This window comes from Paraburkholderia caffeinilytica (assembly GCF_051027425.1).
Taxonomy (GTDB): Bacteria; Pseudomonadota; Gammaproteobacteria; order Burkholderiales; family Burkholderiaceae; genus Paraburkholderia; species Paraburkholderia caffeinilytica_A.
Window position 1 is genome coordinate 2,971,158 of sequence record NZ_CP186552.1, and the last position, 21,218, is coordinate 2,992,375.

19 protein-coding genes are annotated in these 21,218 nt (G+C 64.0%); 5 read left to right on the forward strand and 14 right to left on the reverse strand.

Features of this window, described 5'->3' with window-relative positions; all coding sequences use genetic code 11:
- Nucleotides 1-150: 150 nt before the first annotated feature.
- The 6 genes from ACOSV0_RS13045 to ACOSV0_RS13070 all read right to left on the reverse strand — a co-directional run bounded on the left by ACOSV0_RS13045 (nt 151) and on the right by ACOSV0_RS13070 (nt 7,756).
- Nucleotides 151-954, reverse strand: a complete 804-nt coding sequence (locus tag ACOSV0_RS13045; RefSeq protein WP_434106573.1) for an alpha/beta fold hydrolase — start codon at nt 952-954, stop codon at nt 151-153.
- Nucleotides 955-1,081: 127 nt separating this feature from the next.
- The gene (locus ACOSV0_RS13050; RefSeq protein WP_434106574.1) at nt 1,082-3,697 is read right to left on the reverse strand and encodes a DNA internalization-related competence protein ComEC/Rec2; all 2,616 of its coding nucleotides are present in this window, start codon (nt 3,695-3,697) and stop codon (nt 1,082-1,084) included.
- 501 nt (nt 3,698-4,198) lie between these two features.
- On the reverse strand, nt 4,199-4,987 hold the full coding sequence (locus ACOSV0_RS13055; protein WP_434106575.1) for a TatD family hydrolase: 789 nt from the start codon (nt 4,985-4,987) through the stop codon (nt 4,199-4,201).
- A 56-nt stretch (nt 4,988-5,043) separates the two neighbouring features.
- Nucleotides 5,044-5,787 carry a lipoprotein-releasing ABC transporter ATP-binding protein LolD gene (gene lolD / locus ACOSV0_RS13060; RefSeq protein WP_434106576.1) on the reverse strand — a complete coding sequence of 248 codons (744 nt, stop codon included), beginning with the start codon at nt 5,785-5,787 and terminating at the stop codon, nt 5,044-5,046.
- Entirely contained in the window at nt 5,780-7,033 is a 1,254-nt protein-coding gene (locus ACOSV0_RS13065; RefSeq protein ID WP_434106577.1) for a lipoprotein-releasing ABC transporter permease subunit, read from the reverse strand. Before ACOSV0_RS13065 ends, lolD begins: the two co-directional genes overlap by 8 nt.
- Before the next feature lie 426 nt (nt 7,034-7,459).
- Nucleotides 7,460-7,756, reverse strand: a complete 297-nt coding sequence (locus tag ACOSV0_RS13070; RefSeq protein ID WP_434106578.1) for a hypothetical protein — start codon at nt 7,754-7,756, stop codon at nt 7,460-7,462.
- A 68-nt stretch (nt 7,757-7,824) separates the two neighbouring features.
- On the opposite strand from ACOSV0_RS13070, the gene ACOSV0_RS13075 reads away from it, so the two are divergent.
- The 5 genes from ACOSV0_RS13075 to ACOSV0_RS13095 all read left to right on the forward strand — a co-directional run bounded on the left by ACOSV0_RS13075 (nt 7,825) and on the right by ACOSV0_RS13095 (nt 14,776).
- Nucleotides 7,825-9,003: a regulator gene (locus ACOSV0_RS13075; protein WP_434106579.1), complete on the forward strand. Its 1,179-nt coding sequence runs from the start codon at nt 7,825-7,827 to the stop codon at nt 9,001-9,003.
- A gap of 28 nt (nt 9,004-9,031) precedes the next feature.
- Nucleotides 9,032-10,738, forward strand: coding sequence for a single-stranded-DNA-specific exonuclease RecJ (recJ, locus tag ACOSV0_RS13080; protein ID WP_434106580.1), 1,707 nt, complete (start codon nt 9,032-9,034; stop codon nt 10,736-10,738).
- Between the two features lie 187 nt (nt 10,739-10,925).
- Nucleotides 10,926-12,030 (forward strand): peptide chain release factor 2 gene (prfB, locus tag ACOSV0_RS13085; RefSeq protein ID WP_106313460.1). Its coding sequence is split into 2 segments (ribosomal slippage): nt 10,926-11,006 and nt 11,008-12,030, totalling 1,104 coding nucleotides; the frame shifts between segments, so codons are not numbered across the junction.
- A gap of 162 nt (nt 12,031-12,192) precedes the next feature.
- Nucleotides 12,193-13,719 carry a lysine--tRNA ligase gene (lysS, locus tag ACOSV0_RS13090; RefSeq protein ID WP_434106581.1) on the forward strand — a complete coding sequence of 509 codons (1,527 nt, stop codon included), beginning with the start codon at nt 12,193-12,195 and terminating at the stop codon, nt 13,717-13,719.
- A gap of 331 nt (nt 13,720-14,050) precedes the next feature.
- The gene (locus ACOSV0_RS13095) at nt 14,051-14,776 is read left to right on the forward strand and encodes a glycine zipper 2TM domain-containing protein (protein WP_434106582.1); all 726 of its coding nucleotides are present in this window, start codon (nt 14,051-14,053) and stop codon (nt 14,774-14,776) included.
- Nucleotides 14,777-14,902: 126 nt separating this feature from the next.
- Here ACOSV0_RS13095 and iscX read toward each other — a convergent pair whose 3' ends face one another.
- The 8 genes from iscX to iscR form a co-directional block, all read right to left on the reverse strand.
- The gene (gene iscX, locus ACOSV0_RS13100) at nt 14,903-15,100 is read right to left on the reverse strand and encodes a Fe-S cluster assembly protein IscX (RefSeq protein WP_007181290.1); all 198 of its coding nucleotides are present in this window, start codon (nt 15,098-15,100) and stop codon (nt 14,903-14,905) included.
- 15 nt (nt 15,101-15,115) lie between these two features.
- Nucleotides 15,116-15,457: an ISC system 2Fe-2S type ferredoxin gene (gene fdx / locus ACOSV0_RS13105; RefSeq protein ID WP_012433562.1), complete on the reverse strand. Its 342-nt coding sequence runs from the start codon at nt 15,455-15,457 to the stop codon at nt 15,116-15,118.
- A gap of 138 nt (nt 15,458-15,595) precedes the next feature.
- Nucleotides 15,596-17,467, reverse strand: a complete 1,872-nt coding sequence (hscA, locus tag ACOSV0_RS13110) for a Fe-S protein assembly chaperone HscA (RefSeq protein ID WP_434106583.1) — start codon at nt 17,465-17,467, stop codon at nt 15,596-15,598.
- A 132-nt stretch (nt 17,468-17,599) separates the two neighbouring features.
- Entirely contained in the window at nt 17,600-18,127 is a 528-nt protein-coding gene (gene hscB / locus ACOSV0_RS13115; RefSeq protein ID WP_434106584.1) for a Fe-S protein assembly co-chaperone HscB, read from the reverse strand.
- 178 nt (nt 18,128-18,305) lie between these two features.
- Nucleotides 18,306-18,629 (reverse strand): iron-sulfur cluster assembly protein IscA, encoded by a 324-nt coding sequence (gene iscA / locus ACOSV0_RS13120; RefSeq protein ID WP_028199494.1) that lies wholly within the window; start codon nt 18,627-18,629, stop codon nt 18,306-18,308.
- A 174-nt stretch (nt 18,630-18,803) separates the two neighbouring features.
- Nucleotides 18,804-19,217, reverse strand: coding sequence for a Fe-S cluster assembly scaffold IscU (gene iscU, locus ACOSV0_RS13125; RefSeq protein WP_028199493.1), 414 nt, complete (start codon nt 19,215-19,217; stop codon nt 18,804-18,806).
- A gap of 72 nt (nt 19,218-19,289) precedes the next feature.
- Nucleotides 19,290-20,513, reverse strand: a complete 1,224-nt coding sequence (locus ACOSV0_RS13130) for an IscS subfamily cysteine desulfurase (RefSeq protein ID WP_434106585.1) — start codon at nt 20,511-20,513, stop codon at nt 19,290-19,292.
- Nucleotides 20,514-20,587: 74 nt separating this feature from the next.
- Nucleotides 20,588-21,118: a Fe-S cluster assembly transcriptional regulator IscR gene (iscR, locus tag ACOSV0_RS13135; protein WP_028199491.1), complete on the reverse strand. Its 531-nt coding sequence runs from the start codon at nt 21,116-21,118 to the stop codon at nt 20,588-20,590.
- Nucleotides 21,119-21,218 lie beyond the last annotated feature (100 nt).

Genomic DNA, 21,218 nt, shown 5'->3' on the forward strand with positions numbered 1-21,218 from the left:
CTGGATGCTCGCGGGAAAAACGGATTATACCGTAAAGCAGGGTCTCAACCCAGCAAAATCCGAGCGACATCTGCACGCGCCGATACTACGGCGGCGGCAATCGCCGTGCGCCGATCATGCACCGTTTTTTTGCCCCGGCGAGGCGTGCAGTCAGCCGCCCCGCTCCAGTTCACGCAACATCCGCTGTACCGCGCGCGCGGTCTCGAGCGGTTTTTCCATTGGGTACAGATGGCTGCCCTCGATCCATTCCACATGACCGCCCGTTGCGCGGCGGGTCGCGTCCAGACCGGCCTGACGCACCTCCTTCGAGTGCGTGCCGGCGATGAACCCCACCGGCACCGGCGCGCCGCGCGCGAGGCGGGGCCCAAGCGTATGCGGCAAGGTCTTATAGATCTGATACTCGGTGCGACGGTCGAAAGCGAGCGACCGGCCGCCGTCGGGCGAGCTCTGCGGAATGCCGAAGTCGATGTAATCGGACAGCATCCGCTCGTCCCAGCGCGCGAACGCCGGCTTCGAATGAAAGTGCCGCCACGCCTCGTCGCGGCTCGCCCACTGCGTGCGCCGCGCGCGTGTGGCGGCCGCGGGCGAGAGCCGCTCGTCGAGTCCGGTCCATTGCGACACCCGCAGCATGCTGCTGCGCCAGCCGGCGATCACAGGCGAATCGAGCATCACCACGCCCTTCACCCACTGCGGCTTTTTCAGCGCGGCCATCAGCGACAGATAACCGCCCAGCGAATGTCCGACCAGCCACACCGGCCGCTCGTAGGTACGGCCGATATCGTCGAGCAGTTGCTCGACCAGATGCGGCCAGTCCTGCGTGACCGGATAGCGTGCGTCGTGGCCGATGCGCTCGATCGAACGCAGTTCGTAGTCGTCGGCGAGTTCGGCGAAGATCGTCCGGTACGTCGACGCCGGAAAACCGTTCGCGTGCGAGAAGTGGATGATGTTTTTCAACTGCGGCTATCTCCGTTCTGTTCTGGCGCGCGGGCTTTGGGCCTGGCTTTCGCGCAGGTTCCGGGCCCGGCTGCGCCTTTGTTCTATCTGTGCGGCCGGCAATCAGCGATCAGCAATCGGCAATCCATCAGCGATCCATCCAGTAGCGGCGCTGCGTGTCGCGATAGCGCTCGAGCGTGAGCACGGCAGTGTTCTGGCTCGGACCGCTTTCCGTGCGACTTCCCACGCTATTTCCGGCGTCAACTCCTGCGCTGATCGCAGGCCTGCCTTCGGGCCCGCTGTAGGAGTTACGGACCAGGCCGGGAGTCCGACCTGAATCCGGGCTCACGTCGATCCGCACCGCGCCGTCCGCATCGCTGCGAGCAAGCTCGATGTGCCGTGCCTTGTAACGCTCGAACACACCCGTGTTCGGATGATGAAACCGGTTGCGATAGCCTACCTGAAATAGCGCGACGAGCGGGTCGATAGAGTCGAGGAACGGCTCGGTCGACGAGGTCTTGCTTCCATGATGCGGCACGACCAGCACCTGAGCGCGCAACGCGTCACGATCGCGCGCGAGCAGAATGCGTTCGACTGGCGCCTCGATGTCGGCCGTCAGCAAGGCTGTCATGCGCAAAGGCACCGTTTTAACATTTCCGGCGAGCATGCTCCCGGCGGTGGCCCCGCTCGTCGTGCCCACCGCGGCCGACGGGTTCACCACGGCAGGCAACGTACTCACCCGCAACACGCAGCAATGCGCATTCGGTTTGCCTTGCAGCGGCCCGGCATCCGGCCAGAGCACCGCGAACTCGACACCGTCCCATTGCCAGCGCTGCCCCGCCGCACACGGCAGCGTATCCGCGCCGTGTTGCCTTGCGTTCGACCACAGCGGATTGGCCGGCGCCAATGCCGCCACCATTTGATGCACCTCGATTGCGTCCAGTACAGCCGGCGCGCCGCCCGAATGGTCGGAGTCGGCGTGGCTGATGATCAGCGTATCGAGCGCCGTGACACCATGTGCCTGCAAAAACGGCACGACAACCCGTTCTCCTGCATGCGTCGATTCAGGCCCTGGCCCGGTGTCGAACAACAGTGTGTGATGTGCCGTTTCGACGAGCACCGAGGTGCCTTGCCCGATATCCAACGCCGTCAGGCGGAAGCTGCCATGCGGCGGCCCGGGTGACGCGGGCATCAGAAGTGGCAGCCACGTCAGCGGCGCGGCCCAGCGCAACGGCCAGCCACGCGGCGCCAGACACCAGAGGACGCCGACCGCCGCCGCGACGAGCGCCCACGCGTCCGGCTGCGGCAGCCGCCAGAGCGCCCATGCCGGACCGGACAACATCTGCAAGCCCGCGCACAGCAGATCGAGCAAGGTGTGCGCGACGCGAAAGGCGTAGGCATCGAATGGAGCGGGCAACGCAACGCCCGCCAATACCGCCGGCGTCACCAGCAGACTCACCCACGGAATCGCGAAAGCATTCGCGAGCGGGCCGATCAACGGAATCTGCGCGAACCAGTAAACGGTGAGCGGCGCAAGTGCAACGGTCACCGCGAACTGCACATGTGCTGCGCTACGCAGGCGTTCGCCGAAAGCGCGCACGCGGCGGCACAGGCCGGACCACAGGCGCGAAAGCCTCGTCGGCGTCACGCCATCCTCCACCTCTTCGTCGCGGCGCTGCTCATGATCCTGCACGCGGGGCCGTCCCGACATCGCGAACAGAATCGCCGCCACCGCGCAGAACGACAGCCAGAAGCCCGCCGACACGACCGCCCACGGATCGATCAGCAGCACCAATCCCAACGCCCACGCCAGCACTACCGATCGCGCGACGTTACGGCCGCTGATAAACGCGAGCGCCACCACGCCCGCCATCCATAGCGCGCGCTGCGCGGGCACGTTGAAACCGGCCAATGCCGCATGCAGTCCCGCAAACAACGCACCGCCCGTCACCGCGACGACCTGCGCGGGCAGCAGCAACGGCCAGTTGCGACCGATGAACCCCGAGCGCCGCCACACTGCGCCGGCGAGCCACGCCGCCAGGCCCGCGACAAAGCCAATATGCAAGCCCGAAATCGCCACCAGATGACTGGTGCCGGTGCCTCGCATCAACAGCCAGTCGTCCGCGCTGACTTCGTCCTGTGCGCCGATGGCGAGCGCCACCACGATCCCACGATGCGGTGCGTCGGCGAGCACCGTATCGATGCGCGCACGCAAGGCGGCGCGCCAGCGATCGACCGTGACGCTGACGCCACGCGCGTCGCCCGGCAAACGCAGAGCGTGAGCCGGCGCGCTGACATAGCCGGTCGCGCGTACATTGCGCGCCAGCAAGCTCGCATCTGCATCGCGCACACCGAAGTTCGCGTTGCCATGCGGGCGCTTGAGCCGCACGGTCAGATGCCAGCGCGCACCGGGTTCGAGCAACGGCGGCGGCGCATCTTCGGCAATCCACGAGAGCTGAATCACGCGCGGGAACGCAGCGATCGGCGCGTCGGCCGAGTCGACGTCGAAGAGAAAGCGCGCGCCCTTATCGTCGCGCGACGGCAAGCCCTTGATGCTGCCGACGACGTCGATATCGCGCCCTTCCCATGCACTCGGCAAGCTCACCGCGAGCCGGGTTTCAGCACGCCAGGCCGCATAGCCGAAGCCCACACATAAGGCCGCGATCCACAACGCGCCCCAGCCGACGCATGAACGCGCGCGTGCGCTGAACAGGACATGACCCAAGCGCGAATTTGCAACCGCGGCACGCGTGTCCGCGACCACAGAAGCACTCCAGCGCAATCCGCCTAAAGGACCGCTGCACACTTCGCTCGAGGAGTCGCTGCACACCTCTCCCGGCAGGTTGCCACACGCTTCCCCCAACGAACCGCCGTACATTTCGCTCGAGGAGTCGCAGCACATCTCGCCCGGCGAGTTGCCGCACGCTTCCCCCAACGAACCGCCGCGCCTTTCGCTCGAAAAACCGTTGCACACTTCACCCGCAGAGTCGCCCCTACAATCGCCAGAAGCGCCTCGGCGCAACCCCCACGCCGCCACAAGAATCGCAATGCACCCCAGCAGCATCAGCGCACACCACCCGCTCCAATCCGGCAACACCGCCTGCCGCTGCAACCCGATCACACCCAACGCAAACCCGCACCACCATGCCCGCATCCGCCCTCCGTCCAGCCAGCGCCGGGGAACGCACGCGCAGCGAGCAGGCGTCAGCACACCCGCCGGGCGCGTGTTCCGCCCGGCGCGAACCACTCAAACCATCGCGTTCAATTATGCAGAGGAAAGGGCGAGCCGCGGCAGCGCGGCGAGCGCGTTAGCCGTTGTGCCTAGGGCGGCTTCGTCGACGCTCATGCCGCGCAGTTGCGCGAGACCCGCGCCGATGGCCGGAATCTGATCCGGCGAGTTGCGCTGCTTGTACATCCAGGAAGGAGCAATGTCCGGCGCATCGGTCTCGACGACCAGCGCGTCGAACGGCAATTGCTCGGCAAGACGGCGGATTTGCCGCGCCCGCTCGAAGGTCAGATTGCCGCCGAATCCAAGATGCATGCCTTGATCGATATACGCCTGAGCCTGCTGGAAACTGCCGTTGAAAGCGTGTGCGATGCCGCGATGGATCTGGTGCCGCCGCAGCCCTTTGATCACCTGGTCCTGCGATTTGCGCACGTGGCAAATCACCGGCAGATCGAATTCGCGCGCCAGTTGAAGTTGACCGTTGTAGAAGAACTGCTGGCGCGCATCGTCGAGACCTTCGACGAAATAATCGAGGCCGATCTCGCCGATGCCGATGAACAACGGATCGTCGAGACTCGCCTCGATTTCCATACGCAGCAGGTCGAGATCGCGCTCCTCAGCACCCGGCGTGAAGAGCGGATGGATGCCCAGCGCATACGCCGCGCCGTCGATGCGATGCGCGAGTTCGCGCACCGTCGCGAAGTTCTCGCGACCGATCGCGGGAATCACGATACGCCCCACGCCTGCCCGACGCGCCGCATTGGCGACTTCATCGCGGTCGGCGTCGAATTCGGAAGCGTCGAGATGGCAGTGCGTATCGATCCACATGGCACGCCTCGTTAGTGACAGAGGTGGCGGAGCATCGCTCAGATTCCGCGCTGGGCTTAAACCGGCACCGGCGGCTCTTCGTGCAACACGCCGTCACGCAAGCGCATGATCCGGTCGCAACGACCGGCCAGTTCCGGATCGTGCGTGACGATCACGAAGCTGGTGTCGAGCGTTTGCGACAATTCGAGCATCAGGTTGAACACGGTGTCTGCCGTGCCGCCGTCCAGATTGCCGGTGGGTTCGTCGGCGAGAACGCAGGCGGGCTTCGTGACCAGCGCCCGCGCGATCGCGACACGCTGACGCTCGCCGCCCGACAGTTCGCCCGGACGATGCTTCGCGCGATGCCCCATGCCGACGCGCTCCAGCACCGCGAGCGCTTCGCGCCGCGCGGCTTCGGTCGTCATGCGGCGAATCCGCAACGGCATGGCGACGTTGTCGAGCGCGGTGAATTCCGGCAACAGATGGTGGAACTGATACACGAAACCGAGGGCGCGATTGCGCAGGTCGTTGCGTTCGCGCTCGGACAGCTTCGTGAACGGCTTGCCCATCACCGAGACATGGCCCGCGCTCGGATCGTCGAGGCCGCCGAGCACATGCAGCAGCGTGCTCTTGCCGGAACCCGACGCGCCGACGATCGCCAGCTTTTCGCCGCGCCGCACGTTCAGTTGCGTGTTGTTCAGCACCTGCACATTGAGGCCGCCCTGCACGAACGACTTCGAAATGCCGGTTGCTTCCAGCACATAGGGATATGGCGCGGTGTCTTCAGTGGTCATGGATACGCTGGCGGAACGGTCATTCATAGCGCAGTGCCTCCGCAGGACGGACTTTCGCACCACGCCAGCTCGGATAAAGGGTCGCCAGCGCCGACATCAGGAACGCGATGATGCCGATCCGCGCCACGTCGGCGGGAATCAGTTCGGACGGCAATTCGCTGATGAAATACACGGACGGCGGCAGGAACTGCACGCCGAGCAGATGTTCGATCATCGGCACGAGCCACGGAATGCTCCACGCGATCAGGCAGCCGAGCGCGACGCCGGTCGCCGTGCCGATAAAGCCGATGGTCACGCCCTGCACCACGAAAATCTTCATGATCGAGCCGGGCTGCGCGCCGAGCGTGCGCAGAATCGCGATGTCCGCCTGCTTGTTGGTCACCGTCATCACCAGCGACGACACCAGATTGAACGCCGCCACCGCGATGATCAGCGTGAGGATGATGAACATCATGCGTTTTTCGATCTGCACCGCCGAGAACCAGGTCTTGTTCTGCTGGGTCCAGTCACGAATATACAAATCGCCGGACAGGCTGCGCGCCAGTTGATGCGCGACCTCCGGCGCCCGCTGCATGTCGGTCAGGCGCAGCCGCACGCCGGTTGGCGCGGGCAGCCGGAACAGCGCCTGCGCGTCCTTGATGTTGATCAGCGCGAGCGTGCTGTCGTACTCGTAATGCCCCGACTCGAAGATACCCACCACCGTGAACTGTTTCAGCCGTGGCAGCATGCCGGCAGGCGTGATCGTGCCTTCCGGCGCGACCAGCGTGATCTTGTCGTTGACCGTCACGCCGAGATTGGTGGCGAGGTCCGCGCCCAGCACGATGCCGAAGTCGCCCGGTACGAGGTCGGTCAGCTTGCCGCCCTTCATCTCCTTGCCGATGTCGGACACTTCGGGCTCGAGCGACGGTTCGACGCCGCGCAGCGCTACGCCGCTCACGGCGTCCTGACGCGTGAGCAACGCCTGCGCTTCGACATACGGCGCCGCGCCGATCACTTCCTTGTTCTGGCGCGCTTCCTGGGCGGTCAGTTGCCAGTTGGGCATCGACCCGGTCGGCGAAAAGATTTCGACGTGCGCCAGCACCGACAGCATCCGGTCGCGCACCTCTTTCTGGAAACCGTTCATCACGGACAACACGACGATCAGCGCCGCGACGCCGAGCGCGATGCCCGACATCGACACGAGCGCGATGAAGGAAATGAAGCCGTTACCGGTCGTGCGTTTGCCGGCGCGGGTGTAGCGCCAGCCAATCTGCCATTCGTAGGGAAATTTCAAGCGAATCCTTTTCTGCGTTCTTCGTCTGCTCATGAACCTTTTGCCGCGCATGACGGCGGCAACCTGAACCTGTTGCACCTGTCATGCGGCCTGAGCGTCGTGATCATTGGTGTCGCGGCAACCCGGATGGTTCCGGTACGACGTTCCGGCGCCTTCGGGCGCCTTACGGCTTCCTGGCAAACCCCGCGCTACCGAAGCTACCCCGCCGCCATTGTTGCCGCCGCCGTCAATCAAGCGCGAAGTTTGCCATACAATGCCGCGCCTTCGCGCAAAGGCCTTGCACGCGGGGTTCACGGCGGGCGCAACCGGCTGTCGCCGGCGTTGGGCGCCGGGCACGCCAAGGGTGGTGGATTACAGGCAAGCGGCCTGAAGCGGCGAGCTCGCGGCGCAATCCTGCCTGCCCGGCGTCTCGCGCAGAGATGCGCCCTAACTCAGGTTGTAGCGGCTTCGCAGATCGTTGATGATCCCGGCGGCCTGGCTGGTCGCAACGTCGCGCACCTCCGCATCTTTGCGGTCGCGATGCAGATGAGTGATATCCCAGTTACAGCCGTCCTCGTCCTCGACCGTCTCGTGGAATCCGGTCGGAATCCAGCCAGCCGTGGCCGGATTGGCGTCGAGCGCCTGCACGACTAACCTGAGCAGTTCCTGCTCGGTTTTCAGTTCACGCGACATGTCGGTCTCCCTCGTCATGGGCGCGGTGCCGCCGCGCGCGGCTGCTGCCATCGGTACGGCTCGGATGGGGCGCCCGAATCCGCCGATATGGTCGGAATACTCGCACTCTTTGCCATACAATGCGCAGCATCATGCACGCCAACCGCCTTCATCTTCTCCTGCCCTTCGCGCTGCCCGCCGCAGCGGACGCCTCCACCGCCCTGCACGACATCCGGAGTCCGGCCCTGGACCGGCTGATCGCCCGCGCAACGCTGGTGGAACGGGTGGTCGGCGAAGATTTTCAGCGCACGCTGCCGCACGAGCGCTGGGTGGCGCGCCAGTTCGGTGCACTGCCCAATGTTCCGAACGGCGCGGCCGCATCCGACGAAGCGCCGCTGGCCCCGTACATGCTGCGCGCCGACGGCGGCGACCCCGGCAACGCCACGTGGGCCTGCGTGCAACCGGTACATGTGCGCATCGCGCACGACCATCTGGTGCTGATCGATCCGGCCTCGCTCGATCTCTCCGACGACGAAGCCAGCGTGCTGCTGGCAGTCGCCCGGCCGTTGATCGAGGAACTCGGCGTGCGTATCGAAGCGCCGAAACCCACGCGCTGGTACTTGTCGGGCGACGGCTTCGGCACGCTGGCAGGCGCGTCGCCATTGCGCGCGAGTGGCCGCAACATCGAAATCTGGCTGCCGCACGAAGCGCATTCCGGCGACCGTTCGCGCGCCTGGATGAAGCTGCAGAACGAAGTGCAGATGGCCTGGTTCGAACATCCGGTCAATGAAGCACGCGAGATGCGCGGCCTGCCCGCCGTCAACTCGATCTGGTTTCACGCACAGGGCGCAGCGCAGCCGGTGACGAGCCCGTTCGCGCGAGTCTTCTCCGACGCAGCGGCGACGCGCGGCCTCGCCATGAGCGCGGGCGTCGAAGTAGGCGTGCCGCCGGCGTCCTTCGCGGCGCTGACGGCCGCTCGCGCTGCGGGCGGTGTTTCAGGCAATGCTTCGGGTCACTTGCCTGGCGGCGCATCTGCAAACGTCAGCGCCAATGCCAACGCCAACGGCGCGACACTGGTCGAACTCGATCCCTTTTCCGCGCCCTACATCGAGCAGGACTGGGCGCGCTGGAACGACGCCTTCGCCGCATTGCAGACCGACTGGTTCGAGCCTGCGCTACAGGCGCTGCAATCCGGCCAGTTGAACGAACTCGCCCTGACGCTGTGCGGCGACACCGGCTCGGTGACGCTCACGGTCACGCGCGGCGATCTGCGCAAATTCTGGCGGCGGCGCGTGCTCGCCTCGCTCTTCATCGAATGATTTATCGAACGATCCACGGCCTTTCCGAATGACTCGAATCGTTACGCGCGCCGCTTCACCTGTCGACGCCGAAATCCTCACCCGCCACGGCCTGCATCCGGTGCTCGCGCGCCTGTACGCTGCGCGCGGCGTGTGCATGCCCGATGAAATCGAAACCGGTCTTGCGCGCCTCGTGCCGCCTGTCGCGCTCAAGGGTTGCGAAGACGCCGCCGTGCTGCTCGCCAATGCGATCCAGAACAAGCGCCGCATGCTGGTGGTCGCCGACTACGACTGCGACGGCGCCACCGCCTGCGCGGTCGCGGTGCGCGGCCTGCGCATGTTCGGCGGCCAGATCGAGTATCTGGTGCCGAACCGCTTCGAGTACGGCTATGGCCTGACACCGGAGATCGTCGCGCTGGCCGCCCGCAGTGCGTCGGGCAAGCCGGAACTGCTGATTACGGTCGACAACGGCATCGCCAGCGTCGATGGCGTGGAAGCAGCCAATGCACTCGGCATCGACGTGCTGGTCACGGATCACCACCTCCCCGGCGACGAACTGCCGGCGGCGCGCGCCATCGTCAATCCGAACCAGCCGGGCTGCACGTTCCCGAGCAAGTGCATCGCGGGTGTCGGCGTGATGTTTTATGTGCTGCTGGCGTTGCGCGCGGAATTGCGCCGCCGCGGCGCCTTCAACGACGATGTCCCCGAACCGCGTCTGGACGGCCTGCTCGATCTGGTCGCGCTCGGCACCGTCGCCGACGTGGTCAAGCTCGACGGCAATAACCGCGTGCTGGTCGCGCAAGGTCTGCAGCGGATCCGCAAAGGCAAGATGCAGCCGGGCATTGCCGCCCTCTTTCGCGCCGCCGCGCGCGACGCCCGCAGCGCGTCGGGCTTCGACCTCGGTTTCGCGCTCGGGCCGCGTCTGAACGCGGCCGGCCGCCTGTCGGACATGTCGCTCGGCATCGAATGCCTGACCACCGACGACATCGGCCGCGCATGGGATCTCGCGCAGCAACTCGACACCATGAATCGCGAGCGTCGCGAAATCGAAGCCGGCATGCAGCAGCAGGCGCTCGAAGACCTCTCGGCGATCGATCCTGAGGGCGCGACCACCATCACGCTGTTCAATCCGGGCTGGCACCAGGGCGTGATCGGCATCGTCGCCGGACGGTTGAAGGAGAAATTCCACCGGCCGTCGTTCACGTTCGCGCTCGCCGACGACAGCGGGCAGCTCGTCAAAGGCTCGGGCCGCTCGATCTCGGGCTTCCATCTGCGCGACGCACTCGATCTGATCTCGAAGCGCGAGCCGGGCCTGATCGTCAAATTCGGCGGCCACGCAATGGCCGCGGGCCTGACGATGGCTGCAGCCGACGTGCCGCGCTTTACCGCCGCATTCGAGGCCGTGGGCCGCGAATGGCTCTCCGAAGAGGCGCTGTCGCGCACGGTCGAAACCGACGGCGAACTCGAAGACGCCTACTTCACGCCGCAATTCGTCGAAATGCTCGACGCCGCCGTATGGGGCCAGGGCTTCCCGGCGCCGGTGTTTTCCGGCGAATTCGACATTGCGTCGCAGGCGCTGGTGAAGGACAAGCATCTGAAACTGCAGCTGGTGCGCGGCCGCCAGCGTTTCAACGCGATCTGGTTCAATCACACGGACACGTTGCCCGCGCGCACCACCGTTGCCTACCGCCTCGCCAGCGACACGTGGAATGGCGTGTCGCGCGTGCAACTGATCGTCGAGCACGCGGCGAGCTGAAGCGCGCCCGGGCCATCGCCTTGCGTACGCGCCGTCACCTGTACCGCAGCTTGCCCGGCATTGCTCGAAAGCGTCGAAAAACACCGCAAAATCAACCCCAAACCCGCGCCGGATCGCTCAAGAGCCTCCGGCGCGGGGCGCCGATCGGCTATAATTTCTCCTTTTTACGAAGCTATAAAAGATCGACATGGAAGCGGAACGTCTCAACGCGATCGAAGCCTCACTGGCGGACCTGCGCACGCGCGCGGACTCGCTACGGGGGTATCTTTGACTACGACGACAAGGCATTACGTCTGATCGAAGTCAACCGGGAACTCGAAGACCCGGACGTCTGGAACGACTCGAAGCACGCCCAGGCCCTCGGCCGGGAAAAGAAACTGCTCGACGATACCGTCGGCAAACTCACGTCGCTCGATAACGACCTGCGCGATGCGCAGGACCTGTTCGACATGGCCCGCGAAGAAGACGACGAGGAAACCCTCCTCGCCTGCGAATCCGACGCACAAGGCATCGAACAGCGCGTCGCCGACATGGAATTCCGCCGGATGTTCGCGAATCCGGCCGACCCGAACAACGCCTTCCTCGACATTCAAGCCGGCGCCGGCGGCACCGAAGCGTGCGACTGGGCGTCCATGCTGCTGCGCCAGTATCTGCGCTACTGCGAGCGCAAGGGCTTCAAGACCGAAGTGCTGGAACAGACCGACGGCGACGTCGCGGGCATCAAGAACGCCACGATCAAGATCGAAGGCGAATACGCGTACGGCTTTTTGCGCACCGAAACCGGCGTGCACCGCCTCGTGCGCAAGTCGCCGTTCGATTCGTCGGGCGGCCGCCATACGTCGTTCTCGTCGGTGTTCGTGTATCCGGAAATCGACGACTCGATCGAAGTCGACATCAACCCGGCCGATCTGCGCATCGACACGTACCGCGCGTCCGGCGCGGGCGGTCAGCACATCAACAAGACCGATTCGGCCGTGCGGATTACGCACATGCCGTCGGGCATCGTCGTGCAGTGCCAGAACGACCGTTCACAGCACCGCAACCGCGCCGAAGCCATGGCCATGCTGAAATCGCGCCTGTACGAAGCGGAAATCCGCAAGCGTCAGGAAGAGCAGGACAAGCTCGAAGCCGGCAAGACCGATGTGGGCTGGGGTCATCAGATCCGCTCGTACGTGCTGGACAACAGCCGTATCAAGGATCTGCGCACCAACGTCGAAATCAGCAATACGAAGAGCGTGCTCGACGGCGACCTCGATCCGTTCATCAGCGCCAGCCTGAAACAGGGCGTCTAGGCGCAACCGGCGCGGCATGCCTGACTTCGCCGCGCCGACTCCTGTCGTATCTCGCCGTATCTTTGCATCTTTGTGCATCTTTGTTATAGCGCCTGAGGTTTTTACTGACTGGCCACCCGCATGCGGACCATTCCGATGCGGGCCACCGAATACCAAACCATCATGACCGAACCGACCCAGCCTAATGCCGCGCCCGAGGGTGACGACAACAAGATCATGGCCGAACGCCGTGAAAAGCTGCGCGAACTGCGTGAGCAAGGCGTCGCCTATCCGAACGATTTCCGCCCCACGCATCACGCCGAAGATCTGCAATCGCAGTACGCCGAAACCGACAAGGAAGCGCTCGAAGCCAAGCCGCTCGAAGTCGCGATTGCCGGCCGCATGATGCTCAAGCGCGTAATGGGCAAGGCGAGCTTTGCGACCGTGCGCGACGGTTCGGGTCAGATCCAGTTCTTCATCACGCCCGCCGACGTCGGTCAGGAAACGTACGACGCCTTCAAGAAGTGGGACATGGGCGATATCGTCGCGGCGCGCGGCGTGCTGTTCCGCACCAACAAGGGCGAACTCTCGGTGCGTTGTACCGAACTACGTCTGCTGTCGAAGTCGCTGCGTCCGCTGCCGGACAAGTTCCATGGTCTCGCCGACCAGGAAATGAAGTACCGCCAGCGCTATGTCGACCTGATCGTCACGCCGGAAACGCGCAAGACGTTCGTCGCGCGCACCAAGGCGATGTCGTCGATCCGCAAGTTCATGGCGGATGCCGACTTCATGGAAGTCGAAACGCCGATGCTGCACCCGATTCCGGGCGGCGCGGCGGCCAAGCCGTTCACCACGCACCACAACGCGCTCGACATGCAAATGTTCCTGCGCATCGCGCCGGAGCTGTATCTGAAGCGCCTCGTGGTCGGCGGCTTCGAGCGTGTGTTCGAGATCAACCGTAACTTCCGCAATGAGGGCGTGTCGGTGCGCCACAATCCGGAATTCACGATGATCGAGTTCTACGCGGCGTACACCGATTACAAGTGGATCATGGACTTCACCGAGCAGTTGATCCGCCAGGCGGCGGTCGACGCGCTCGGCAGCGCGACGATCAGCTACCAGGGCCGTGAACTGGACCTGGCCAAGCCGTTCCATCGTCTGACGATCAGCCAGGCAATCCAGAAGTACGCGCCCCAATACACGGACGCACAACTCGGCGACGACGCCTTCCTGCGCACCGAACTGAAGAAGTTCGGCGTGGACGCCTCGCAGCCGCAGTTCCTGAACGCGGGCGTCGGCGCCTTGCAACTGGCGCTGTTCGAAGAGACCGCCGAATCGCAATTGTGGGAGCCGACTTTCATCATCGACTACCCGATCGAAGTGTCGCCGTTGGCGCGCGCGTCGGACAAGTTCGACGGCATCACCGAGCGTTTCGAACTGTTCATCACGGGCCGTGAAATCGCCAACGGTTTCTCGGAGCTGAACGATCCGGAAGACCAGGCTGCCCGCTTCAAGAAGCAGGTCGACCAGAAAGACGCCGGCGACGAAGAAGCCATGTTCTACGACGCCGACTACATCCGCGCGCTGGAGTACGGCATGCCGCCGGCCGGCGGTTGCGGCATCGGCATCGACCGTCTGGTGATGATGTTGACCGACAGCCCGAGCATCCGCGACGTGATTCTGTTCCCGCATCTGCGTCGCGAAGACTGATCGCCGCGTCGCTCGCGTCAGCGGCTTGCAAAAGAAAAACGCCCGGCTCGATGCCGGGCGTTTTTTCTGCGGCGCGTGAAAAGCGCCTCCCGGCCGCAACCTGACGGTTTGTAACTATCGGTAAAAGGTGCGCGTCGCCGGCCGGACCGCTGTTTTCTTAACCCGCTGTGGAGCCGCAAGAAATCAGGCACCCCGCCGCACTTCGCGCGCTTTGACGCGAAAGCGTCGCGATGATTGCCCGGGAATGGTTACAAATTGAAACGCTCCCGGGATCGAATTGCACGACACTCAGTCTCAATAACAGTCGACTCTGCTCCAGACGGAGGCCAATATGGACAATCCAGATACCAAACCCACGCAACAACGTCGTCTTCATCCGCTCGTCGCTACCGCGGCGGGCGCAGTGATCATCGCCAGCCTGGCCGCAACGGCGGCCATCACGGGCCTGTTCCCGAAGGCCTCGAGCAGCGGCGCGCAAACCGATCAGACCCAGGCCGCGCAAGTGACCACGCAACCGGCTGTGGTCGATTCGGCGGCACCTGCCAATCCGGCCGCCCAGCAGGCAGCCGAGCAGGCCGCGGCACAACAGGCCGCCCAACAGGCAGCGCAGCAGCAGCCGCCTCAACGCGTCCCGACGCCGGCGCAGCAGCAACAGTACGCCCAGCAGCAACAGGCCCAGCCGGCGCCGCAGTACGCTCAGCAACAGCCGTCGCAACCGGCCTACTGCTCGAGCTGCGGCACGGTGGCCGCGATCTCGGCAGTACGCCAGGAAGGCCATGGCACCGGGATCGGCGCGGTCGGCGGCGCAGTGGCCGGCGGCCTGGTCGGTAATCAGTTCGGCGCCGGCGGCGGACGCACCGCGATGACCGTCCTCGGCGCGCTCGGCGGCGGCTTCGCCGGTAACTCGGTTGAAAAGCACATCCGCAGCACGACGTCGTATTCGGTGCGGGTGCAGATGGAAAACGGCAAGACGCGCTACTTTACCTATCACGATGCGCCGCCGTTCCAGCAAGGTCAGCGCGTGCGGGTTGAAAATGGCACGCTTGTAGCAACCTGACCGCTGGTTGCCTGAAGATTCTCCAGGCGTTAAAAAAGGCGATTCCAATGGAATCGCCTTTTTCTTTGCCGCAGCCGGAGCGGCATCAATCGCGCCCCGCCGCCGGTGGAAAAACCGGCAAGGCGCTCAGTAATCCGCGTCTTCGATCCATGCAGCCTGAATCGCTTCAAGGATCTTTTCATTCGACCGGTTAGGGTCGTCGTCGAAACCTTCCAGCTCGGTGACCCAGCGGTGCAAATCAGTGAAGCGCACCTGTTGCGGATCGATGTCCTGGTGCTTGTCAGTCAGGGCCATCGCGATGTCTTGCGTATCGGTCCACTTCATGGCTGCATCCTCCAGTTAGTGATTTTCCTTCGCGTGATTGATCGAGTAGCGCGGGATCTCGACGACCAGATCCTGCTCGGCCGGCACCATCGCCTGGCACGACAGACGCGAGGCCGGCTCGAGCCCCCACGCCTTGTCCAGCAGATCGTCCTCGTCTTCCTCGGACGGCGTCAAGGCGGCGAAACCCTCACGCACGATCACGTGGCAAGTCGTGCACGCGCAGGATTTCTCGCACGCGTGCTCGATTTCGATGCCGTGTTCGAGCAGATTGTCGCAAATGCTCTTGCCGGGCACGGCGTCGATCACCGCGCCTTCCGGGCACAGTTCGACGTGAGGCAGCACAACGATTTGAGGCATACATTTTCCGTTTGGGTCTGCGGCACGGCGGCCGCAAACAGGCTCCGTACCATTTTACTGGCGCTGCACGGACTTTTTAAGTCCGCACGGCGCGATTCAATGCCGGCACGCGCGTACAGCGCGGCCACACCACAAGGCTCAGATCTCGTCGAGCTTGCGGCCGGCCAGCGCGCGGCGAATGCCCTTGTTCATGCGGCGGGCGGCGAATTCGTCGGTGCCTTCGGCGAGCGTTTTGGTCGCGGCTTCGATCGCGTCGGCGTCGTCGCTTTCGGCAATGTTGCGCAATGCCGTGAGCAGCGTGTCGAGTTCGGCGCGTTCGCTGTCGTCGAGCAATTCGGCGTCGGCGGCGAGCGCGGCGTCGGTGGCTTCCACCAGACGGCGCGCTTCCACTTGCGCTTCGCGCAGCGCGCGCGCGCGCATGTCGACTTCGGCGGTCGAGAAGCTGTCTTCGAGCATTCTGGCGATGTCGTCGTCGGCGAGACCGTAGGACGGCTTCACCACCACCGACGCTTCCACGCCCGAGCCCTGTTCGCGCGCGAACACAGACAGCAGGCCGTCCGCGTCGACCTGATACGTCACGCGAATCCGCGCCGCACCGGCGGCCATCGGCGGAATGCCGCGCAGCTCGAAACGCGCGAGCGAACGGCAATCGCTGACGAGCTCGCGCTCGCCTTGCACGACGTGGATCGCCATGGCCGTCTGGCCGTCCTTGAAGGTCGTGAAATCCTGCGCGCGCGCGACCGGAATCGTCGAATTGCGCGGGATGATCTTCTCGGTCAAACCGCCCATGGTTTCGACCCCGAGCGACAGCGGAATCACGTCGAGCAACAACCAGTCGTCGCCATCGGCGCCGCGATTGCCCGCGAGCAGATCGGCCTGGATCGCCGCGCCGAGCGCGACGACCTGATCCGGGTCGAGGTTGATCAAAGGCGGCTGGCCGAAGAACGATTCGACCGCGCGGCGGATCACCGGCATGCGCGTCGCGCCGCCGACCAGCACGACGCCCTTGATGTCTTTGGTGGCGACCTTGGCGTCGCGCAGCGCTTTCTTCGTGGGTCCGAGCGTGCGTTGAACCAGCGCCTGAGTGATGGCCTCGAAAATAGCCTCGTCGACCGTCAGATCGATCTGGGTGCCGTTCGAAAGCTTGGCGTGTACCTTTGCATTCGACGCGTCAGTCAAAGCCTCCTTGGTCGCGCGTACGCTGTCGAGCAGCAGGCGAACGTCTTCCGGTGCGAGCGTTTGCGGCGCGATGCCCGCCTGCTCCAGCACGTGGCGATACAGGGCATGGTCGAAATCGTCGCCGCCGAGCGCGGAATCACCGCCGGCCGCGAGCACTTCGAAGACACCCTTGGTGAGCTTCAGGATCGACAGGTCGAAGGTGCCGCCGCCGAGGTCATAGACCGCGTAGAGGCCTTCGGAACCGTTATCGAGGCCGTAGGCGATCGCCGCCGCGGTCGGCTCGTTCAGCAGACGCAGCACGTTCAGGCCGGCCAGACGCGCGGCGTCTTTGGTCGCCTGGCGCTGCGCTTCGTCGAAATAGGCGGGCACGGTAATGACCGCACCGACCAGTTCGTCGCCGAGCGTGTCTTCGGCGCGCTGGCGCAGCGTCGCGAGAATTTCCGCCGACACTTCGACCGGGCTCTTCACGCCGTCGACGGTACGGATCTGCACCATGCCGGGCGCGTCGACGAAATCGTAGGGTGCGTTTTCGGCGCCTTCCACTTCCGCCTTGCCGCGGCCCATGAAGCGCTTGACCGACACGATCGTGTTGCGCGGATCGGTTGCCGCTTCAGCCTTGGCCGTGCGGCCGATCCGGCGGCCGCCCTTTTCCAGGTAACGCACCACCGAAGGCAGCAGCGCATGACCCTCTTCGTCGGGCAGCACGTCGGGTACGCCGCTGCGCACGGCGGCGACGAGGGAATTGGTGGTGCCGAGATCGATACCGACCGCGAGGCGCCGCTGATGGGGCGCCGGCGCCATGCCGGGTTCGGAGATTTGCAGTAAGGCCATCTGGATCTTCTCGGAGCCGCTGGGCCCCGTCCTGAATTTTCGCGTTGCTGGATGCGTTGCTGGATCTATCGCTACGGCTGCTATCGCTGCCTCTTCATACACGGCGTCAGCGCTCGCTGGACGCCGGGACCGCTAGTTTTCGAGCCGCTCGATCTGCGTGCCGATTTCCGACGCCACCCGCTCGATGAACATCAACTGCCGCACCGCCTCGCCCGCCGCCTGATTCGCGCCGCTGTCGAGCAGCGCACCGAGCTTGTCGAAACGCACGCGCTCTTCGTCGCGCAGTTCGGTCAACAAGGCGTCGAGCGCGTCGACGTTTCTCGCCGCGGCCGCATCTTCGATATTTTCGCGCCACTCCATCTGCTGCATCAGGAACGCCGGCTCCATCGCCGTGTTGTTCTCCGAGCCGACGTCGATGTCGCGCAGATGCAGCAGGTACGTCGCGCGCTTCAACGGATCGCGCAGCGTCTGATACGCCTCGTTGGTGCGCGTCGCCCATTGCATCGCGATACGCTTTTGCGCGTCGCCGGCCGCCGCGAAGCGGTCCGGATGCACTTGCGCCTGCACCGTGCGATAAGCGTGATCGAGCGTCGCTGCGTCGAGCGCGAATTGTGCCGGTAGATCGAACAGGTCGAAGTGGCTGTCGTTCAGCGAGGCCATCGGATAGAAAGAGTCCGTTCAGGAAAGCGCACCGGAGTGCAGGCTAAAAACGCGGATCGAAAGCGCCGCCGGGATTGAGCGGCGAAGGTCTGCCGCAAGACACCAAGGCGAATGCGCGGATGAAACTAAAAAGGCGGCCCGCGCCGCCTTTGATCCGCTGTACGCGGAACGAGCCGATTTACACGCGGAACGATTCGCCGCAACCACACTCGTCCTTCACGTTCGGGTTGTTGAACTTGAAGCCTTCGTTCAACCCTTCGCGCGCGAAGTCGAGTTCGGTGCCGTCGATATAGGCGAGGCTCTTCGGGTCGACAATGATCTTCACGCCGTTGCAGTCGAACACTTCGTCTTCAGGCGCGAGTTCGTCCACGTACTCGAGCTTGTAAGCCAAACCCGAGCAACCCGTGGTGCGCACGCCTACGCGCAGCCCGACGCCCTTGCCGCGGCGAGTCAGATACTTCTGGACGTGCTGTGCTGCCTTTTCGGTCAACGTAATTGCCATAGCGTTTCTCATTGCGCCGCGCGGGTTCGGCATTCGTATGCCTACTGACACGCCGCTACCCTGCCTGCCTCAAATATCGCTCATGCCGGACGGTGTTTGTTGCTCGCACCGCCCGCTTCGACTCACCCAAATGAGCACTCAAACGAGCACCCAACCGCGCGCTCGACCGCACGCTTACGCGTGTTGCTTGTCGCCTTCGACGACCGCTTCACCGTGACGCTGCTTGTAATCGGCGACCGCTGCCTTGATCGCGTCTTCCGCGAGGATCGAGCAGTGGATCTTCACCGGCGGCAGCGCCAGTTCTTCGGCGATCTGCGTGTTCTTGATCGACATGGCCTGATCGAGCGTCTTGCCCTTCACCCATTCGGTGACGAGCGAGCTCGACGCAATCGCCGAACCGCAGCCATACGTCTTGAACTTCGCGTCTTCGATGATGCCGTCCGCGCCCACGCGGATCTGCAGCTTCATCACGTCGCCGCATGCCGGCGCGCCGACCATGCCGGTGCCGACCGCATCGTCGTCCTTCGCGAAGGAACCGACGTTGCGCGGGTTTTCGTAGTGGTCCAGAACCTTGTCGCTATAAGCCATGATGACACTCCTTAATTCGTTTCAACCTGCAATTCGATGAACTCGGCGCTGCCTGACTAACGCGCTGGCGCGTCAGTGCGCTGCCCACTGGATGGTCGAAATATCGATCCCGTCCTTGTGCATTTCCCACAGCGGCGACAAGTCGCGCAACTTCGAAATCTTGGTCTTCAGCAGGTTGATCACGTAGTCGACATCCTGCTCGGTCGTGAAGCGGCCCACCGTGAAGCGGATCGAGCTGTGCGCCAGTTCGTCGTTACGACCCAGTGCGCGCAGCACGTACGACGGTTCCAGCGAGGCCGACGTGCACGCCGAACCCGACGACACCGCCACATCTTTCACCGCCATGATCAGCGATTCGCCTTCGACGAAGTTAAAGCTGATGTTCAGGTTGTGCGGCACACGCTTTTCCATGTCGCCGTTCACATACGTTTCTTCCATTTCCGACAGGCCGCGCAACAGACGGTCGCGCAGCATGCGGATGCGTTCGTTTTCCGTCGCCATTTCTTCACGCGCGATACGGAACGCTTCGCCCATGCCGACGATCTGGTGCGTAGCCAGCGTGCCCGAACGCATGCCGCGCTCGTGACCGCCGCCGTGCATCTGCGCTTCGATACGGATACGCGGCTTGCGACGCACGTACAACGCGCCGATGCCCTTCGGACCATACGTCTTGTGGGCCGAGAATGACATCAGGTCGACCTTCAGCTTTTGCAGATCGATCGCGATCTTGCCGGTGGCTTGCGCCGCGTCGACGTGGAAAATGATGCCCTTTTCACGGGTGATCTCGCCGATCGCCTCGATGTCCTGGATCACGCCGATTTCGTTGTTCACCGACATCACCGAGACCAGAATCGTATCAGGGCGCAGCGCGGCCTTGAACTTCTCGAGGTCGATCAGACCGTCGTCCTTCACATCCAGATACGTGACTTCGAAGCCTTCGCGCTCGAGCTCGCGGCAGGTGTCGAGCACGGCCTTGTGCTCGGTCTTCACCGTGATGATGTGCTTGCCCTTGCTCTTGTAGAAGTGCGCGGCACCCTTGATCGCGAGGTTGTCCGACTCCGTGGCTCCCGAGGTCCAGATGATTTCGCGCGGATCCGCATTCACCAGCGCGGCGACGTTCTCGCGCGCTTCTTCGACCGCACGTTCCGCGTCCCAGCCATACGAGTGGCTGCGCGATGCGGGGTTGCCGAACTGCTCGCGCAGATACGGAATCATCTTGTCCACCACGCGCGGATCGACCGGCGTCGTCGCGCTGTAGTCCATGTAAATGGGCAGGTGGAGAGTGTCGTTATTCATCAATTGCTCCGGGGACGTCATTGCTCTGGCTTCTGGGTTCTTTATCGGGCTGCGGTGTATTCAGATTGCCGCGCCTAGGAACCGGCCATGTTGAAAACAGAATTAGGCCCTTTCGGCACGACGCGGGCGGGTTCGACCGCCGGCGCTTCATTGCGCCGGTCGCGCAACACCGCCGGCGCGCCTTCGCGCGAACGCTGCTGATCGACCAGGTCTTTCAGGGAGACCGAATCCAGGTACTCGACCATTTTCTGGTTCAGCGTGGACCACAATTCGTGCGTCATGCAGTGGCCGTCGTGCTGTTTGGTGCCTTCGCACGAGCCCTTGCCGCCGCATTGAGTGGCGTCGAGCGGCTCGTCGACAGCGATGATGATGTCGGCGACGGTCACGTCTTCAGCGCGGCGAGCCAGATTGTAGCCGCCGCCCGGTCCGCGCACGGACTCGACGATTTCGTGACGGCGCAGCTTGCCAAACAGCTGCTCGAGATAGGACAGGGAGATATGCTGGCGCTGGCTGATACCTGCAAGCGTCACCGGGCCCTGCTCCTGGCGCAGTGCCAGGTCAATCATCGCCGTGACGGCGAAACGGCCTTTCGTGGTGAGTCTCATATGGTGTGGGAACCGTAATTCTCGACAAGTTTGGTCAAGTATAAATACATGACTGAATTAGTCAAGTATCCCTACCGTAATTTGGGTCATTTGCTTAATT

What these genes read in the sequence shown, in the direction of transcription:
- ACOSV0_RS13055 (WP_434106575.1), bottom strand. Translation starts at nt 4,987, where the DNA reads ATGTGGATCGATACGCACTGCCATCTCGACGCTTCCGAATTCGACGCC.
- lolD (WP_434106576.1), bottom strand. Translation starts at nt 5,787, where the DNA reads ATGAATGACCGTTCCGCCAGCGTATCCATGACCACTGAAGACACCGCG.
- ACOSV0_RS13070 (WP_434106578.1), bottom strand. Translation starts at nt 7,756, where the DNA reads ATGGCAGCAGCCGCGCGCGGCGGCACCGCGCCCATGACGAGGGAGACC.
- ACOSV0_RS13075 (WP_434106579.1), top strand. Translation starts at nt 7,825, where the DNA reads ATGCGCAGCATCATGCACGCCAACCGCCTTCATCTTCTCCTGCCCTTC.
- recJ (WP_434106580.1), top strand. Translation starts at nt 9,032, where the DNA reads ATGACTCGAATCGTTACGCGCGCCGCTTCACCTGTCGACGCCGAAATC.
- lysS (WP_434106581.1), top strand. Translation starts at nt 12,193, where the DNA reads ATGACCGAACCGACCCAGCCTAATGCCGCGCCCGAGGGTGACGACAAC.
- ACOSV0_RS13095 (WP_434106582.1), top strand. Translation starts at nt 14,051, where the DNA reads ATGGACAATCCAGATACCAAACCCACGCAACAACGTCGTCTTCATCCG.
- iscX (WP_007181290.1), bottom strand. Translation starts at nt 15,100, where the DNA reads ATGAAGTGGACCGATACGCAAGACATCGCGATGGCCCTGACTGACAAG.
- fdx (WP_012433562.1), bottom strand. Translation starts at nt 15,457, where the DNA reads ATGCCTCAAATCGTTGTGCTGCCTCACGTCGAACTGTGCCCGGAAGGC.
- hscA (WP_434106583.1), bottom strand. Translation starts at nt 17,467, where the DNA reads ATGGCCTTACTGCAAATCTCCGAACCCGGCATGGCGCCGGCGCCCCAT.
- hscB (WP_434106584.1), bottom strand. Translation starts at nt 18,127, where the DNA reads ATGGCCTCGCTGAACGACAGCCACTTCGACCTGTTCGATCTACCGGCA.
- iscA (WP_028199494.1), bottom strand. Translation starts at nt 18,629, where the DNA reads ATGGCAATTACGTTGACCGAAAAGGCAGCACAGCACGTCCAGAAGTAT.
- iscU (WP_028199493.1), bottom strand. Translation starts at nt 19,217, where the DNA reads ATGGCTTATAGCGACAAGGTTCTGGACCACTACGAAAACCCGCGCAAC.
- ACOSV0_RS13130 (WP_434106585.1), bottom strand. Translation starts at nt 20,513, where the DNA reads ATGAATAACGACACTCTCCACCTGCCCATTTACATGGACTACAGCGCG.
- iscR (WP_028199491.1), bottom strand. Translation starts at nt 21,118, where the DNA reads ATGAGACTCACCACGAAAGGCCGTTTCGCCGTCACGGCGATGATTGAC.